Origin of the sequence: Ephemeroptericola cinctiostellae (genome assembly GCF_003339525.1) — a bacterium.
Lineage (GTDB): Bacteria > Pseudomonadota > Gammaproteobacteria > Burkholderiales > Burkholderiaceae > Hydromonas > Hydromonas cinctiostellae.
The window spans coordinates 749,037-767,032 of the sequence record NZ_CP031124.1 but is presented as its reverse complement, the minus strand read 5'-3'; the positions used below and the strand labels follow the sequence as shown (position 1 = coordinate 767,032).

Sequence of the window (17,996 nt, the reverse complement as noted above, 5' to 3'; positions counted from 1 at the left end):
ACGAGCCAAACCCCCGCGGGGAGACGCGCGCCACATATATCTTTTTATTCAAACATCATTCTAATGGGTATATGATGCGGCTGCATCATCTTTAGCAAAAAACTTTTTAACCTTAACGCCAAAATCATCCAAATAAGTATACACAACAGGCACCACCACCAAGGTCAGCAGGGTGGAGGTGATGGTACCGCCAATCACGGCCTGCCCCATGGGCGCACGCTGTTCCGAGCCCTCACCCAAGGCCAATGCCATCGGCAACATGCCAAATACCATCGCCAAAGTGGTCATTAAAATGGGCCTCAAACGGATTTTGACCGCATCCAAAATGGCCTCTTCGCGCCCCGAGCCATTGGCACGTGCTTGGTTGATGAAATCAATCAACAAAATGGCATTTTTGGTCACCAAGCCCATGAGCAACACAAAACCCACCACAGAAAACATATTTAAGCTTGATTTGAACAACAGCAAAGCTGAAAACACACCAATCAACGACAAGGGCAAGGTGCTCATGATCGCAATCGGCTGCAACACGCTGTTAAATTGTGAAGCAAGCACCATGTAAATGAAGATCACCCCCAAACCCAAAGCACCAAGCGCGTAGCCTGCTGATTCGGCTTGGTCTTTCGAATCGCCTGCGGCTTCAAAGCTATAGCCTGGTGCCCAATCGATTTGTTTGAGCACAGCGTCCATGTCAGCGGAGACCTCACCTGAGCTGCGCCCCATGGGGTTGGCATCCAATTGAATGCGACGCACCAAATTTTCACGAACAATCTCATTGGATGTGCTGCTTTGCACCACTTGAGCAATGTCCCCCACACGCACCAGTGTGGGTGTGCCATCGCTGCCCATTGCGCCATTGGCAATGCGTAAATTGGCAATGTCCTCTGGGCGCATGCGCTGGTTTTCATTCAAACGCAAATTAATACTGTAATCCTCATCATTCGGGGCACGCCACGTGCCCGCACTGGTTCCCGTGACCAAGCCCGATACGCTGGTCGCCAGACCACTGGTGTTCACCCCCAAGTCAGCGGCGCGCTGCGCGTCAATTTTCAAATCCATCGCAGGCTTTTTCTCAGCCACCGACGATTCTAAATCGACCATGCCTGACACGCCTTTCAATTTAGTGAGCGCCTCCGCACTGTAAGCCTCCAGTTTAGTCAAATCAGGCCCTTTGATGTTGAAAATGATTTGCTTACCCGCGCCAGCAGGGCCACCTTCCTGTCCAGAGACTTTGGAAATATTAATGCCTCCGACTTGTACCAAACGCTGGCGCACAATGCTTTTCATTTCATCCAAAGAATGAGCGCGTTGACTCAGGGGTTGCAATTTCACATAGATGTTGGCCACATTTGAACCGCTCGTACCACCACCAATGCGTGCAAACGTATAGTCAATGTCAGGAAAGTCAGATTTCATGATGGCTTGCACTTGCTTGACCTTATCCGTGGTCTGCTGCAACGTTGTGCCCACAGGGGTTTTAAAACGAACATTCATCTCGGACTGGTCGGTTTGCGGTAAAAACTCAGAGCCAATGACTTTAACGATTGGCAAACTGATGGCAAATGTCGCCAAGGCGATCAGCAAAGTTTTAATCCGATGTTTGAGCGCCCAACGCAGCATGCGTTGGTACATGTTGCTAAAATCTTCAACATGCCCTTCAAACCACACGAGCATTTTTGCACCGCGTTTTTTCTCCAAAGGTTTGTGCGCATCGGGGTCAAACCACGCGCTGGACAGCATCGGATCAAGGGTGAACGACACAAACATTGACAACAAAACAGCAATCACCACCGTGATGGCAAACGGGTGAAAAAACTGACCAATGATGCCTTTCATGAAACCCAATGGCAAAAACACCGCCACGATGCTCAGTGTGGTGGCCAATACCGCAAGGCCAATTTCCTTGGTTGCCTCAAGCGAGGCCGTGTAGTGGTCACTGCCCATTTGCACATGCCTCACGATGTTTTCACGCACCACAATCGCATCATCAATCAATAAACCCACCGACAATGACAAGGCCATTAACGTCATGGTGTTGATGGTGAAACCCAATAAATAAATAAAGCCAAATGTGCCAATCATCGCCACGGGCAAGGTCAATGCCGTGATGACAGTGCTGCGCCATGAATGCAGAAACAAGAACACGATGCCAATGGTCAACAATGCCCCTTCAAAAATCGTGTTGCGCACATCATCCACCGCCGATTTGATGGTTTTTGACTGATCGGTGCGGGTTGAGATTTTGATGTCGGCAGGCAATGATTTTTGTAAATCAGCCAGCATCACGCGAACGTTGTCGGCCACCTCCATAGTGTTGGTGCCGCTTGATTTGATGATGCTCAATGCCAATGTGGGCACGCCATCCACCAATGACGCGCTGCTGCGCTCCTTGATGCCATCCTCAACTTCAGCGACTTGCTCCAAATACACGGGCTGCGCACCACGCGAGGCCACCACAATCCGACGAAAATCTTGCAAGTCCGTAATCCGCCCTTTGACTTGCACGATGATTTGTTTTTCATTGTTGTCAATCGTGCCTGCGGGTAATTCTTGATTATTGGCCTTGATCGCATTCGCCACCTCGCTGGCGGTCACTCCCAAACTTTCGAGTTTGTTGGCATCCAAAATGATGTTGACCTGACGCTTCACGCCCCCTAAAATCGTCACGTCACCGACACCACGTGCCGTTTGGATTTTCGGCACAATCGTGTTATCGGCGATGTCGGTTAAATCGCGCAAACTGCGGCGGTCATCACCCGAAATCACCAATGACATCATCGCCACAGCGGTTGGATCCACTTGCGTCACCACAGGATCATCGACCTCATCGCGCAAACTGGATTTGAGCTTATCAATTTTGCCACGCACGTCTTGCATGGCCTTGTTCATGTTTGTGCCCAGTTCAAACTGGGCGGTCACCACTGAAATGCCTTCATACGAACGTGAGGTCAAGGTCTTGATCCCGCCCACTGTATTCAATGACTCCTCAATCGGGCGCGACACGTCATTTTCAACCGAAGTCGGAGCCGCGCCATCGTAATTGGTTTGCACCACGATGATTGGAAACTCAACTTCTGGCGTTTGATCAACCGCCATGCGCTTGTACCCCATGATGCCCAGCACAATGAGCGCGAGCATCACCATGGTGGCTAAAATGGGGTTTTTAATACTCACACGGGTGAACCACATGGCATGCCTTTTATAATTGCATTGAAACAACAACACCGAGGGAATGCAGGACAAGTCCGCTGCCCTCGATCAATAAATACGGGTAAATTTTAACAACTTGCTTTCAAGCATTTCTCACAGCCATTACTCACAGCCATTTGATTTTGTGTCTTTGCACTCACAATCCATCGGTCAACATTTCAACCTAAGCCACAGGACAAGTGGATACCCACTTGTCCGCAGGTCTTCATGTCTTCAATGGTGTTTGATGCCGATTTGGAGCGGACTAAGGTTTGGCTTCGGTCGTGGATTCAGCAGTGCCCGGGCTCTCTGCAACAACCTGCACATCCACGCCCACTTTCAACACGCCCAAATCCAGACGCACAACTTGATCACCAGTGGACACGCCAGATGCAATTTCAACGGGCGCATCAATCGCATCGCTGGCACGCGCACCCAAAGTAACGTTCTGCTCCGCCAATTTACCCTCTTTGAGGATGTAAACAAAGCGACGCGCATCCACCGTGTGAATCGCAGTTGCAGGCACCGTCAACGCATTGGCACGGGCAGCCAACACAATTTTTCCTTGAGCAAACATGCCCGATTTGAGCTGTCCTGTCGTATTGTCGACGGCGATGTACACGGAATAACTGCGTGAGCCATTTTGCGCAGCAGGATTGATCCGATCAACACGCCCAACAAATGGTTGAGCCACGCCTGCGCTGGTCAGCTGCACCGTTTGCCCAGGGTGCAATGCGCCAATCTGTTCGGCAGAAATGGGGGCAACCAATTCAAATCGATCGGTATTGACGATGCTGAACATCGCCGAACCAATCGCCACCGTGTCACCCGCATTGACTTTACTGGCCGAAATCACACCCGACACAGGGGCAATGATGGTTGCTTCACCCAAGGCGCGCCGCGCAATCACTTGTGCTTCTTCTGCGTTGCGCAACTGCGCACTGGCATTGGCCAAAGCCACATCCAATTTCTGCAACGCCATTTGAGAAATAAAACCTTCTTTGACCAACGCCGCGTTGTTGTTGTAGTCTTTTTGTGCCAAATCAAGTGCGCTCTTTGCTGAGGCCACGCTCGACACCGCTTGTTGGTATTGCGCTTGATACGTGGTGCTCACCAAAGCCGCCAAAACTTGGCCTTTTTTAACCGATTGACCTTCACGGACATTCACGCTCTGAATTTCACCGCTCGCGCGCGCGCTCACCACCGCTTGCGTATAAGGATCAAGCGCACCCGACAGCGGCAAGGTTTGCTCAAACGCACTGGGCTGAACCGTCACCAGCTCAGCGACTTTCAACTGCATCACGGTCACAGGCGCCACCTTGGCCTTACCCGCACGCGCCTGTGCCTGATACACACGAAAGCAGATGAATCCAACCAACGCCACGGCGGATAACAACAACAAACCATTGCGTAAAGTGCGTTTAGGCTTAAGCGGAGAAGGTGTCTGAGAAGCCGATGACATAGAAAAACCGTTTCTAATTTAAATTTAAAAGACTGCTGCAAAGAATGTTGCGTTTGGTGGCATCAAACCACCCATCATAAATTGGCATTTGGGAGGAAGCATGTGCAACCTGTAAAGTCACTGCCCTCATCATGGGCGGCATCAACAAAACCACTTCCGAATTCAACTTTTGGCCACCAGCTTAAAATCGCGGAGGCGAAAACCCAATGCAAACAACACCGCAAAATAAGCCATTGCACTCACAATGATGATGCCAAACAACCACACCAAGCGCTGGATTTTTGGTGCAAAGTCACCCGCCTGCCCCAACCCGATCCAATCCACTTGCTGGCTCAAACCATACGACACCCCTGCCAACACACACAAAGCCACACACAGTTTAGCAAAAAAAGTCGCCCAACCCGCTGAACCACCCAAATCACCACGCCGCGCCAACAAAATGCTCAAAATACCCGCGTTCAAACAAGCACCCAGTCCAATCGACAACGACAAGCCCGCATGACCCAAAATCGGCACAAAAATGTAATTCATCACTTGCGTCATCAACAACACAAACACTGCGATTTTTACGGGCGTCTTGATGTCCTGCTTGGCATAATACGCCGAAGCCAAAATCTTAACCGCGATTAAACCAATTAAACCAAATGAATATGCGGTCAAAGCTTGAGATGTTTTCATCACATCATTTGCACTGAAGTGACCATAATGAAACAAACTGCTGGTCAAAGCGGTTGACATACACCCCAAACCCACCGCCGCAGGCAAAGCCAACAACAGGGTCAATCGCAAACCCCAATTCAAAATGGTTTTATATTCCCGTTCATCACCCGTACTGTGTGCACGCGACAGACTCGGCAACAAGATCGTCCCCAAAGCCACCCCCAGCATGGCCGACGGAAACTCCATCAAGCGATCCGCATACGTGATCCATGACACCGCCCCCGCGCCCAGATGGGTGGCGATGTTGGTATTGATGATCAAACTCACTTGCGACACCGAGACCGCCAGCGTCGCTGGCACCATTTGCTTCAGCACACGACGCACGCCCTCATCTCGCAACGCCCCCCTCACATCAAACGAAATTCGAGGCAACATGCCGATACGTTTCATCGCAGGCAACTGCCACGCCAACTGAATGACGCCCCCAATAAACACGCCGATTGCCAACCCTAAAATGGGTGGATTCATGTGGGGTGACAACCACATCATTGACGCAATTAAAACAATGTTCAACAACACGGGCGAGAACGCAGGAGTCGAAAAGTTTTTCCACGTATTCAACACGCCACCCGACAACGCGCACATGGCCATAAAAATAATATAAGGGAACATCACTTGCGTCATCACCGCAGCATCATTGTACTGAGCAGAACCCACCACCAAACCACTCGCCATGAAAGCCAAAACGCCGTTCACAAAAACAATACCCAAAATCGTCACCATGCTCACCACCCAAAACAGCACTGTCGCCACACGATCAATCAACAGTTTGGTCGCATCCTCACCATCACGACCCTTGCTCTGTGACAACAAGGGTATAAACGCCTGAGAAAAAGCCCCTTCTGCAAATAAGCGGCGCAACAAATTGGGAATACGAAATGCAATAAAGAAAGCATCTGTAGTCGCGCCCGCACCAAAAATGCGTGCAGTCAAAGTCTCACGCACCAAACCAGCGATCCGAGACAACAATGTCAAACCACTGATTGAAACCAAAGTTTTGAGTAAATTCATAATATTCTAAGTTGGTTCTTTGCCCTAAATCCGACACAAAAAACAGTTTTGACGCCTTAAAATCGCAATGCGGGTCACTCAAAACAGAGACAACCGCGAAAAACATTGCGTCTTTTCGTAAAAAATGTTATATTTTACAGCTATTTTCTTGGTGCGCTCGTTATTTTTCGGGCGCTGGGCTTAAAAATGCGCTTTGCGCAAGGCGTGTTTTACACAAACGGGCCACAAGAATCCGATAGAAAATCGATTTTCAATTCACAGAATTTAAGGAACAGACATGGCAAACTCAGCACAAGCACGCAAACGCGCGCGTCAAGCCGTAAAACAAAATGAACACAACTCAGCATTGCGTTCACAATATCGCACCGCTGTAAAAAACGTACGTAAAGCAGTTGATGCAGGCGATCAAGCCAAAGCGCAAGAAATCTTCGCTAAAGCAATGAAAGTAATTGACACCATCGCTGACAAAAAAATCGTTCACAAAAACAAAGCCGCCCGTCACAAAAGCCGCTTGAACGCAAGTATCAAAGCCATGGGCGCAGCAGCTTAAGTCATTCACTGCACCTGCTGGACAAAAAAAGCGAGATCGACGGATCTCGCTTTTTTATGGTCATTTTTGACCACCACCTGTTCGAACTCGAAGCTGAAGTGAATCTTCAGCCCAAATTGGGACGCAAATGACCCACATCTCACGCCCAACCACATTAAAAAAGCAATGTTTCACTTTTTTATTGAACATTTTTATTGAATAGTCCATGCCCGCCTGTAAGCCGGATTCTGTGATCGGGGTGACGAATCACCCACAATGACAATCATTCCTCTCGACCTTGCGTTACCGCAAGGCTCTAGCCACCTACCCGCACACTCAGCGAGCCGCCTCAACGTGTGCCTATTTGGTGTTGCTTCCAGTAGAGGTTACCGCGTTTCACCGTAACTTAATACGCTCGTCTCTGTGGCCCTGTTCCTCGCCTTATGATTTCGGCGGACGGCCGTTAGCCGCTACTGCGCTCTGTGAAGTCCGGACTTTCCTCCCCCGCGTTTTAAGGCGCAGCAGCGATTGCCCAGCAGGCATGGACGCGCATTGTAACATGTGCCATACAAAAGCCCGCGTGTTTCGCGGGCTTTTGTATTTAAAGCATCAAATCATCCAACAATATTAAACAACAAACATGAACTTAGCACTTGTCCCCCACGCATGTTTCACACCTTTTAGGCTTTCGGTTTGCGTAAATCTTTACGCAAAATTTTACCCACATTGGATTTTGGCAATTCGCTAATGAACTCAATGACCTTGGGACGTTTATAATTCGTCAATGATTCTTTTAAGAAATCTTTCAGCTCAGATTCCGTCAAGCTGCCATCTCTTTTGACCACAAACAATTTAACCGCTTCACCCGAATAATCGTCTTCGATCCCGATGGCTGCGGCTTCCAATACTTTCGGATGGCGAACGGCAATGTCTTCGATTTCATTTGGATAGACATTGAAGCCAGACACCAAAATCATGTCTTTTTTACGGTCCACAATTTTGATGTAACCAGCATCATTCATGATGCCAATGTCACCTGTTTTAAAATAACCATCCGCAGTCATTGCCTTCACCGTCTCATCAGGACGCCCCCAATAGTCGCGCATGACTTGAGGCCCTTTAATGCAAATCTCACCAGGCTCACCATAAGGTACGGGATGACCATCGTCATCCAACATCGCGATGTCAGTTGAACACACAGGCAAGCCAATGTAGCCAGTAAACCCCTTGGTGTTAACAGGATTGGCGGTGGCGAATGGGCTGGTTTCAGACAAACCATAGGCTTCAAGCAACGGCGCACCCGTGATTTTTTCAAAACGCTCTGCAATGGCTTTTTGCACAGACATGCCACCACCCAGCGCCACCTTCAACTTGGAGAAATCAAGTTTAGCAAAATCGGGGTTATTCATCAAAGCATTAAACAAGGTGTTGACGGCAGGCAAAACCGCAAATGGGTACTTCGATAAATCTTTTATGAACGCAGGGATGTCTCGTGGATTGGTGATGAGTAAGGCATGCGCACCAATGTGTGACACCCACAGCAAACATGCGGTGAGGCCAAAAATATGATACAACGGTAATGCCACAACAAACACAGGCGATGGGTTATGTTCTAAATCAAGCTCACTGACAAACCATGCGTCGGCCTGCAACACATTGGCCACCAAATTGCCATGGGTCAATGTCGCGCCTTTAGACACCCCTGTTGTACCACCCGTGTATTGCAAGAAAGCCAAATCATCATGACCCAGATGAACGGGGGTTAAATTCAAACTCGCCCCTTTTTCAAGAATGGACTTGAATGAAACCGCACCTTCAATTTGCCATTCGGGCACCATTTTTTTGACACGCCGCAACATAAAATTAACCACATGCCCTTTGATGCCGAGCATGTCCCCCAATGTGGACACCACAATGTGCTGCAAGTCATTCAAATTTGGTAGGCTGGCTTGCAATGTGTGGGCAAAATTTTCCAAAATAAAAATAGCTTTAGCACCCGAATCCTTGAGTTGATGGGTCAACTCAGTCACGGTGTACAATGGATTGACATTCACCACACAATAACCCGCACGCAACACAGCCGCAACCAGAATGGGGTATTGCAGACAATTTGGCATCATGATGGCGACACGCTCCCCCTTTTTCAGGCCGAGCTGCTGCAACCAAGCCCCGACATGTCGTGACGCATGATCCATTTGCTTGTAAGTGATGGTCTTACCTAAATTTGAAGCCGCTGGACGATCCGCAAACCGCTCAAAGGCGTCGGCAAAAATCCCTGCAACCGATGCGTATTTCTCCGTGTTGATCGTTGCGGGTACGCCCTCCTGATAACTCGCTAACCATGGTTTTTGACTCATGTTTGTCTCCTGAATCTTAATTTTTATCTTGACATCATGATGCGCCAAAAGCGCATCGCATGCATTAATTTTTTTTACTGCACGCATTGTACATAAAAAAAGAACGAATGTGCGATTTTTGTTGCTGCACTGAATCATTCGGATAAATACATTAAAAATCAACCACCTACATAAAAAAACATTTCACGATTGAATCAACCGATCAATCTTTGATGTGATTAAATCAACCGCAGGTTCGTTGGCACCATGCGGTAAAATCACATCAGAAAATCGCTTGGTTGGCTCAATGAATTGATTGTGCATGGGACGAACCGTTGATTTGTACTGCTCAATCACACTCTCCGTTGTCCGCCCGCGCTCATTGATGTCTCGGATCAAACGTCGAATGAAACGGATGTCTGGGTCCGTGTCCACATAGATCTTCATCGACATCATGTCGCGTAAGGTTTTGTCATACAACGCAAACAAGCCCTCCACCACAATCACTTTTGCGGGAGCAACACGCTCAATTTGATCTGAACGGGTGTGTGATGTAAAGTCGTACAAGGGCATTTTAATGGGCAAACCATTGCGTAAATCATCAATTTGCGCAATCATCAGCGGCCAATCAAACGCATGAGGATGGTCGTAATTGGTCCGCACCCGCTGTTCAAATGTCAAATCACTTTGATCAAGGTAATAATTGTCTTGCACAATGACCGCAGTGTGTTCAGTACCCGCCGCCTCAATGACTTTACGGGTCACAGTGGACTTGCCACTGCCACTCCCGCCTGCGATGCCAATGATGAATGGATTAATCATAATTTTTCTGCCTAAATGATGCTTACCAATGCACTTACTTTATTTAGTGCCTTGTTTCTTTTAAATCAATCGGCCATGTGCAAACACATGACCTTCACGTAATTATACGCAATCGTACAGCTCTGATCAGCCAAATCATGGCGTGCGACACACCTAAAAAACGAAGCAGCAGACACTGACATCACAAGCAGCGATTCACTTGAGCAAAACACCACAACAACAGGAGGCCGATCCAATAAAAAAGCTGCATGAAACATGCAGCCTTTTAAAGCATTGACAAGCCATTGACCCAAACATGTGAATGATCGCATGAGTACACGCACGATCGACGTAAAGTCAGTGTGAGCTCACTGCCAGTTCGCCGCAATCACCCCACTCAGCTCATTCAAATAAGCATCAGATAACACAAGCTGTCCAGATGCGGGCGGTGAGAATACCGACATGGCACTGACCAAGGCATCCACTTGGGTGCTTAACAACAATTTTCCATTGCTCGATTTGATTTGCTCCACTTGATTGCTTGTGCCGTTATACCAATTTTTCACGGTGACTTTATCCGTGGTGCCAATCACACTGACCTCCAAATCTTGGCTCACGCGCCGGAACCACAACTGGGTATTATCCACACCGCTGTTGAACCACAACAGATCCGAATTACCAGTCGTCGAATCAGTGTCCGTCAACTGATCCGCCCCATCGTTGCGGGCAAACAGGTAGCTGTCATTGCCTGTCCCCCCCGTCAAAATATCTGCGCCCAACCCACCAAACAGTGTGTCAGCCCCCGCCGCACCGCTCAACGTGTTGATCGCAGCATTGCCTTGAAGTTGATTGTTCAAGGCATTCCCTACCCCATTGATGGCCGCACTTCCGAGCAATGTGAGGTTTTCCACATAGCTGCCCAAGGTGTAGCTGATGCTGCTGTTCACGGTGTCTGTGCCTTGACTCGTCAGTTCTGTCACACGGTCTTGGCTGTTGTCCACAACATACAGGTCATCGCCCACACCACCCACCATTGAATCGCTGCCAGAACCACCATCCAACGTGTCATTGCCCGCATAGCCATACAATGTGTCGTTGCCTGCCAATCCATTTAAAGTGTCGTCGGTCGCTGCGCCAGACAGCGTGTTTTTGCCACTTGTGCCTGTAAAAAGGGTCACATCCTCCACCCCATTGCGATCGGCATCAACGCCCACGCGAGTCGTTTCAAATATACCGTCGCCGTTGGCATCAATCAACGTTGTGATAATGCCCGCAGCAGTAGTACTGGATTGAGTTTGACTCAAAATGAGGCTGTTATTTGCCAAATCGGTTGTGTCAAAAACGGTCTTTAAGTAATTGGTTTCAGTGGTGCTGTTGTTTTTATCAAGAACCACTACTTGTGCCACAATTTCTTTTTGGGCGCCGTTGTAAGTGGTGCTCATATAATCTTTGGTCGCAGTGTGGGTGATCGCATCACCGATGCCTGTCGTGGTTTTGACCATCACACCGCCAAAAGTGCTGGCTGTAAATTCACTTTTGTATTTGCCCAGTGGATCAATCAAAGTCAAACTCGTGAATTGCGGCGATGCTTGTGGGCGCAAATGATCCCGCACCAAAATGTCATTGATTTCCTCAATGCTCAAGGATTGCCCGAGCACGGTGCTGTTGATGCCCAAGGACAGTGCATTGTAATCCAACGTCAACGTCTTGCCACCCGCCACAGATGCAATCCTTTGTAGCCCATAAGATGCATAGTGGTGTGCGTATTTTTCATTTAACGTCCCCGCATCAGAAGGACTCAGATTTGAATAAAAAGAGGTCGATGTCGTGATGCTGGCCGTGTCCAACACCACATAACCCAAAGCATCAAAGGTGTAACCTGATTTCAATGCGCCTGTTGCAGGATCGATGAATTGTGTGGCCAAATAAGTGCCGCCAGTCGCAGCACTGGTCATTAAAATGCGCTGCTCATCGGTCAAAGGCTGGCCGCCATTGGTCGACAAAGTGTAGTCCAACAAACCGTTAAAACCCAAAACATTGGCTCGCCCTTCATCGCGCAAATAAATATTGATGTAATCACTCAGATAATTCGTGATGTTGGGACTGCCCAAACTTGAACTGATGAAATTTTTTGTGCTGGTCAGCCATGTACTTTCTTGGGCAGTACGAGACGAGGCCGTTTCACAATGGGAGATTTCATGGCTCATCAGGAAAACAAAGCGTCCCAAATAAAAACTACCACTCGATAAAATCTGACTGGACACCGTAATCGCACTGCCATTTGAATACATGTACGCACTACTTGAAGTCGCCAAGGTCATCTTGGTCAAAGTGCCTGTGCTTGCCGCTGTATTTAAACGATCCAGCAAAACCGTTGAAGCATTGATTGTTGCCAACATATTCTGATACAGCACGCTGCTGGTGCCCCCCGTCTGAGTGGCAAAGCCATCAAGAATGGCCTGAAGTTGTGTGTTAATTGTCGCCATAGAACCTCCTTTTATCATCTGTTGTGAATTAGGTGTATATACGTAAAAAGAATACACCAAAAATGTAAAAAAAATCGATTTAATTTTCAATTAAATCGATTTTTTCATCAATACAACACGTTTAACCCGTGCAAGACCTATGATGGGTCATACTCATACGTGGCATATTTGGGCACCCAATCGCGTTCAGCCAAACGTTTTTCCATCTCCTCATGTGACACCGTGGCCACCCCCAAACGGAAGGCACACTCTGCAACTGCACGCGCCACATGATCGGTGACATCCATCAAATCAACAATTCGTGGAAACACCGCACCACTGTCCAAACGCTCTTGTGACACTTGAGCAGCCAAAGCGAAAGAAGCATCCGTCATCATTTCGGCTTCAACCGTGCGCGCACCTGAGGCGGCCACACCCCAACCAATGCCAGGGAATACAAAAGTGTTATTACCTTGACCGATGATGTGGGTTTTACCTTTCCACTCGACAGGCGCAAACGGGCTGCCCGTTGCCATCCAAACATTGCCGTCCGTCCAACAGATCGCATCTTTTGGCAAAATTTCAGTCAAATTGGTTGGGTTTGACAAAGCAAATACGATCGGTTTCGCTGTGTTTTTTTGAACGGCTTCAATGATTTTTTGATCAAAAGAACCACCTTGGCCAGACAAACCGAGCAACACCGTGACTTTGGCATTGCGGATGGTTTCGATCAAGTTTGGATTTTTACTGGCAAATTCCCATTCAGCCAAATCGCTGCGCGGGTGCGCGAAAATCATTTTGTATGGTTCCAAACCTTCACGGTCATCCAAAATTAAACCACGCGAATCCAGCACAAAAATGCGTTTACGCGCTTGATCTTCGGTCAAGCCCAAACGCACCAAACCATTCATCACCTGCATCGCCACGCCGATGCCACCTGCGCCTGCACCACTGACCAGGAACACCTGCTCGGTCAATGTTTTGCCTTGCTCAGTTGCCGCCAACAAGCCCGCCAATGCCATTGCGCCTGTGCCTTGAATGTCATCGTTGAAACTTGGGACTTTTTCGCGGTAACGCTCCAGCGCTTCAAATGCTGTTGACTTGCTCAAGTCTTCCCATTGCAGTAAAGCATTAGGGAAACGTTTTGCCCAAGCTTCAATGAACGCATCCACCATCTCAAAATACTTTGCACCGCGCACGCGGGGTTTGCGCACGCCCAAATAGAATGGATCTTCCAGTAATTTTTTATTGTCAGTACCAAAATCAAGGATCACGGGCAAACTGCGTGCAGGATCAATCCCAGCCGTCAAAGTGTACAAACTCAATTTACCCAAACAAATCGCAATCCCACCAAACCCTTGGTCACCAATGCCCAAAATGCCTTCTGCATCGGTCACAACAGCCAACTCAGTTTCACCGTAGCCCGCGAGGATTTCATCCAATTGCAGGTAATTGTCTTCAGTGACCACCAAACCACGCGGTGCGCGGTAAATGTGGCTGAACTCTTCAATCGCTTCACCCACTGTCGGTGTGTAGACGATCGGCAACATTTCTTCAATGTGCGCCCGCACCAATGCATAAAATTCGGTGCGGCTGTAATCCTGCAAACCACGCAAATACATGTACTTGTTTAACGAATTGGTAAAACGTTGATATTGCTCGTAGGCGCGAGCCACTTGCTCTTCCAAGGTTTCAACACGTTGTGGTAGACGCCCTTCAATGCCAAAGGCACGGCGTTCCTCTAGGGTGAATGCCGTGCCTTTGTTTAAATATGGATCCTCCAACAACGATCGACCTCGTGTTTTGACTTTAATGACCGATTGCATAATTCACTTCTCCTTTGTGTTAATGTTGTGTGGCTTGTTATTATATTTTTTAGTGCGAGCGGGCTGACTGACCACGCTTTGATTTAGAATGCGAAAGCATGAGCGATTGATGCTTAAAAGTCAAGGCACAGCGCACAAATTCCCCACTCCGTCCTCACAAAACACGTCAACAGTCAAATTTGTGATCCGTCGGTGGTGGTGTTTGCGGTCATGTGGCTGTTTCTAGATTTTGTCTTGCCCCTCCACTCAAAATTTCTGATGCGAACGGTCACAAAACGGCCGCACAACGGGGGTTACTTTGCGCTGCACTGTATTCACGTATTCATAAGGGTTGTGAAATGAAAAAAGTTGTCATTATTGGACCTGAAAGCACAGGTAAAAGTTCACTGTGCACCGCCCTCGCTCAACACTTCAAATCACCTCAGGTGCCTGAATACGCTCGTGAATTTTTACACAAAAATGGCACAGACTATCGTTTTGAAGACCTGTTGACCATTGCACAAGGCCAATTGGCTGGCGAAGATGCCGTGGTTCAAACTTACCCTGATGCCCCATACGTGTTCATCGACACCGACATGCATGTCATGCACGTGTGGAGCACCGTTGTGTTTGAGCAAGAACATGCTTATGTGGAATCGGAACGCGCGAAAAGGCACTACGACTTGTATTTGTTGGCATGCCCTGATTTGCCATGGGTGGCCGATGAAATGCGTGAATACCCTGACCTGGCCATGCGTGAACGGCTATACCGCATTTACAAAGACATTTTGACCCATCAATCCACACCATGGGCAGAAGTCAGGGGCATCGGTGAGGCTCGAACGCAATGTGCCATTGATGCTGTACTGGGCATCCATCGGCTCAAAAACCAGGTCTGAAGCTAAGCCGAAGTCAAGTCGATACGAAACAAGCCCCCCCTTTGCTTTCTCCATGCGTACTAAGTACAAAAAAGTACAAAACCAACCTCATCAAAGTCATAGGCGACCAATAGCGCCATGCCAATATAAATCACCTTCCATTCCCCACATCCTCAACGCCCCTTGCTGAACAACACGGGGCGTTGATTGATAAAGTCAAACCCGTGAACAATCGGATGTTCCGTTTTGCGTTTTTTGGAGACTCATCGATTTTGCGCAAGCCCTCTTCCTGCGCGTTTAATGGCTCTCGATTCAACTGTTGTAAAACAAGGTTTTACTTTGTGATGACCACAGAGGAGGCCATGTCACGAACGTTTACTCCCCACAATAAAAACAATCAAGATGCGAAGGGGCGCACAACCACATGCCCACCTCTTTTAACCTACGCCCATCGATTAAAGCATTTGTTTTTCTTAAATACGTCACGATTTTTACGACAACTTACTAAAAAAACCAATTGCACCAAAAAATTGCAGAACCATGCATGCCCAGCAGCCCGCCCGCACATTAAGCACAACTTTGGTGCAACATGCGTTCAACCCACACTCGATTGCACCAACACAAAACAATTATTGTTTTTTATCAATGGGTTATGCATCAAAATACCGCACCGCAACACTTTACAAACTGCACCATTTAGCGCACACTCGCGTCATGGTTGAACATTTTTCAACATATTTTTAATGAACATCAGGAGGCAGCATGAAATTGGTTACTGCAATTATCCGCCCCGAAAAGCTTGCGGATGTGAAAGCGGCACTGTTCAAAGTCGGCGTCACAGGCATGAGCCTGACAAAAATTGCTGGGCATGGGGGGGAGCATGAAGTATTGGAGCATTACCGAGGTCAACAGGTGAAGCTTGAGTTTCAAGAAAAGATCGAACTCAAAATCGCAGTCAGTGAAACTTTTGTTGATGTGACCATTGCCACCATTTGCAACAGTGCACAAACAGGCGAGGTCGGCGATGGCAAAATCTTTGTACAACCTTTAGAGCGCGTGGTCCGCATCCGCACGCAAGAGCTCAACGAAGGTGCATTGACCCCTGTGGGCACAGACCCGAACGGTCCATTTTAAATCAGCAATCAAACACCATTTACGCTTTCAATTTATTTTTTCAATCACGTTTTTTAATTGATCTGTCGATACCTTTTATTTTTTGATTTTTTAGGAGCAACTGATGAAGCGCTTTTTACTACCATTTTTACTGGCGATTGCATCTGGTGTCGCAATGGCACAAGCAGCGCCTGATGCAGCCACTGCTGTCGCCGATGCGGCACCTGCGGCTGCAGAACTGGTCTTAGACCGTGGCGATACGGCATTCATGTTGGCCTCTGCTGCATTGGTCTTGTTGATGACGCCAGCCTTGGCATTTTTCTACGGTGGTTTGTCGCGCAGTAAAAGTGTACTCAACACCATGATGATGTCTGTCACGGCCATGGGCATTGTGACCTTGACATGGGTGGTGGTTGGTTTCTCGATTGCTTTCGGCGATGAGCCCATGGGGGCATATTTTGGCAGCTTTGCTAATGTGATGCTAAACGGCATGGACAGCAGCACCTTGGCGGCCACATTTGAAGCGGGTCACGGCATTCCAAAATATGTGTTTGTGATGTTCCAAGCCACCTTTGCGATTATTTCTGCTGCCCTCATCAGCGGTGCTTTGGTTGATCGAATGAAATTCAGCGCCTATTTAGCTTTCATTACGTTATGGAGCATTCTGGTCTACAGCCCTGTTGCACATTGGGTGTGGGATGCTTCAGGCTGGTTGTTCACAATGGGTGCACTTGATTTCGCAGGCGGCACCGTGGTTCACATCAATGCAGGTGTATCCGCCTTGGTCGCAGCCGCGGTTTTGGGCCCACGCTTACAAACCACACGTCACATGGCGATTCCACACAACATTCCTTTTGTGATGTTGGGTGCAGGTTTGTTGTGGTTTGGTTGGTTTGGCTTTAATGCGGGCAGTGCTTTGGGTGCGAATGGTTCAGCGGGTTTAGCCATGATGACGACACAGATTGCGACGGCTGCCGCCATGATGACATGGTTGATTTGGGAAAAAATCACCAGTCATGCCATGAGTGCCGTTGGTGCAGCAACGGGTGCAGTGGTGGGCTTGGTGGCCATCACACCCGCAGCTGGCATTGTCAGCCCAGCATATGCCATCTTGGTCGGTATTTTGGGTGCAACAGGTAGTTTTTGGGCTGTTCAAAAGAAACGTGTATTTAAACTGGACGATGCCTTGGACGTTTTTGCATGTCACGGTGTTGCAGGCATCATTGGCGCGATTTGCACAGGCGCATTTGCTTTTTCTACAGGCCAAGGCAAAGGCACGGGCGAACAAGTGGTCATCCAATTGACGGCGATTGCCGCGACGATTGTTTACGCAGCGGTGATGAGTTATGCCATCTTAAAGGTCATCGACATGACCATCGGTTTGCGCATTTCAAAATCGGAAGAATTACAAGGCATCGATATCGTTAGCCATGAGGAAGCGGGCTACTCACCTGAAAGCTTTGGATTTTCTTCAATGTCATCTGAAAGCTCAACAGATTTGTCGGCTCCTGTGTACATTTCTAAAAAGGCAACAGCTTAAGCACTGATTAAATGTTTTATTTAAAAAAATCCCCGCCAAAATGAGCGGGGATTTTTTTATGTCTTTTTTTAAGCTCTGATTGAATTTTGCGAGTGACCTATCTTGCACAAATCTCACACGATTAACTTCGGCTGATTCATTTGATTT

At 48.2% G+C, this 17,996-nt stretch carries 11 protein-coding genes and 1 other RNA gene; 4 read left to right on the top strand and 8 right to left on the bottom strand.

Going from position 1 to position 17,996, the window contains the following annotated elements:
- Nucleotides 1–60: 60 nt before the first annotated feature.
- From DTO96_RS03655 to murJ, 3 genes are all read right to left on the bottom strand, one after another.
- A complete protein-coding gene (locus DTO96_RS03655; protein WP_114562259.1) occupies nt 61–3,189 on the bottom strand; it encodes an efflux RND transporter permease subunit in 3,129 nt (1,042 codons plus the stop codon).
- A 265-nt stretch (nt 3,190–3,454) separates the two neighbouring features.
- Complete coding sequence (locus DTO96_RS03650) at nt 3,455–4,651, bottom strand: efflux RND transporter periplasmic adaptor subunit (protein WP_114562258.1); 1,197 nt, start codon at nt 4,649–4,651, stop codon at nt 3,455–3,457.
- 162 nt (nt 4,652–4,813) lie between these two features.
- Nucleotides 4,814–6,382 (bottom strand): murein biosynthesis integral membrane protein MurJ, encoded by a 1,569-nt coding sequence (gene murJ, locus DTO96_RS03645; RefSeq protein WP_114562257.1) that lies wholly within the window; start codon nt 6,380–6,382, stop codon nt 4,814–4,816.
- Nucleotides 6,383–6,659: 277 nt separating this feature from the next.
- Here murJ and rpsT point away from each other — a divergent pair, with 277 nt between their 5' ends.
- Nucleotides 6,660–6,932, top strand: a complete 273-nt coding sequence (gene rpsT / locus DTO96_RS03640) for a 30S ribosomal protein S20 (RefSeq protein WP_114562256.1) — start codon at nt 6,660–6,662, stop codon at nt 6,930–6,932.
- Nucleotides 6,933–7,132: 200 nt separating this feature from the next.
- On the opposite strand, the gene rnpB is transcribed toward rpsT, so the two are convergent.
- The 5 genes from rnpB to DTO96_RS03610 all read right to left on the bottom strand — a co-directional run bounded on the left by rnpB (nt 7,133) and on the right by DTO96_RS03610 (nt 14,339).
- Nucleotides 7,133–7,455: RNase P RNA component class A (rnpB, locus tag DTO96_RS03635), an RNA gene on the bottom strand.
- 136 nt (nt 7,456–7,591) lie between these two features.
- Nucleotides 7,592–9,268, bottom strand: a complete 1,677-nt coding sequence (locus DTO96_RS03630; RefSeq protein ID WP_114563907.1) for a long-chain-fatty-acid--CoA ligase — start codon at nt 9,266–9,268, stop codon at nt 7,592–7,594.
- A gap of 183 nt (nt 9,269–9,451) precedes the next feature.
- Nucleotides 9,452–10,069: a uridine kinase gene (udk, locus tag DTO96_RS03625; protein ID WP_114562255.1), complete on the bottom strand. Its 618-nt coding sequence runs from the start codon at nt 10,067–10,069 to the stop codon at nt 9,452–9,454.
- 347 nt (nt 10,070–10,416) lie between these two features.
- Entirely contained in the window at nt 10,417–12,534 is a 2,118-nt protein-coding gene (locus DTO96_RS03615) for a calcium-binding protein (protein ID WP_192879014.1), read from the bottom strand.
- A 137-nt stretch (nt 12,535–12,671) separates the two neighbouring features.
- Nucleotides 12,672–14,339, bottom strand: a complete 1,668-nt coding sequence (locus DTO96_RS03610; RefSeq protein WP_114562252.1) for an NAD-dependent malic enzyme — start codon at nt 14,337–14,339, stop codon at nt 12,672–12,674.
- Between the two features lie 338 nt (nt 14,340–14,677).
- Here DTO96_RS03610 and DTO96_RS03605 point away from each other — a divergent pair, with 338 nt between their 5' ends.
- From DTO96_RS03605 to DTO96_RS03590, 3 genes are all read left to right on the top strand, one after another.
- Nucleotides 14,678–15,217: an AAA family ATPase gene (locus tag DTO96_RS03605; RefSeq protein WP_114562251.1), complete on the top strand. Its 540-nt coding sequence runs from the start codon at nt 14,678–14,680 to the stop codon at nt 15,215–15,217.
- A 741-nt stretch (nt 15,218–15,958) separates the two neighbouring features.
- Complete coding sequence (locus tag DTO96_RS03595; protein WP_114562249.1) at nt 15,959–16,330, top strand: P-II family nitrogen regulator; 372 nt, start codon at nt 15,959–15,961, stop codon at nt 16,328–16,330.
- A 103-nt stretch (nt 16,331–16,433) separates the two neighbouring features.
- On the top strand, nt 16,434–17,849 hold the full coding sequence (locus tag DTO96_RS03590) for an ammonium transporter (RefSeq protein WP_114562248.1): 1,416 nt from the start codon (nt 16,434–16,436) through the stop codon (nt 17,847–17,849).
- The last annotated feature ends 147 nt before the right edge of the window (nt 17,850–17,996 follow it).

Bases quoted from the DNA above. Each gene is read 5' to 3' on its own strand.
- rpsT (WP_114562256.1), top strand. From the start codon at position 6,660: ATGGCAAACTCAGCACAAGCACGCAAACGCGCGCGTCAAGCCGTAAAA.
- DTO96_RS03650 (WP_114562258.1), bottom strand. From the start codon at position 4,651: ATGTCATCGGCTTCTCAGACACCTTCTCCGCTTAAGCCTAAACGCACT.
- murJ (WP_114562257.1), bottom strand. From the start codon at position 6,382: ATGAATTTACTCAAAACTTTGGTTTCAATCAGTGGTTTGACATTGTTG.
- DTO96_RS03630 (WP_114563907.1), bottom strand. From the start codon at position 9,268: ATGAGTCAAAAACCATGGTTAGCGAGTTATCAGGAGGGCGTACCCGCA.
- DTO96_RS03615 (WP_192879014.1), bottom strand. From the start codon at position 12,534: ATGGCGACAATTAACACACAACTTCAGGCCATTCTTGATGGCTTTGCC.
- DTO96_RS03655 (WP_114562259.1), bottom strand. From the start codon at position 3,189: ATGTGGTTCACCCGTGTGAGTATTAAAAACCCCATTTTAGCCACCATG.
- DTO96_RS03590 (WP_114562248.1), top strand. From the start codon at position 16,434: ATGAAGCGCTTTTTACTACCATTTTTACTGGCGATTGCATCTGGTGTC.
- udk (WP_114562255.1), bottom strand. From the start codon at position 10,069: ATGATTAATCCATTCATCATTGGCATCGCAGGCGGGAGTGGCAGTGGC.
- DTO96_RS03605 (WP_114562251.1), top strand. From the start codon at position 14,678: ATGAAAAAAGTTGTCATTATTGGACCTGAAAGCACAGGTAAAAGTTCA.
- DTO96_RS03595 (WP_114562249.1), top strand. From the start codon at position 15,959: ATGAAATTGGTTACTGCAATTATCCGCCCCGAAAAGCTTGCGGATGTG.
- DTO96_RS03610 (WP_114562252.1), bottom strand. From the start codon at position 14,339: ATGCAATCGGTCATTAAAGTCAAAACACGAGGTCGATCGTTGTTGGAG.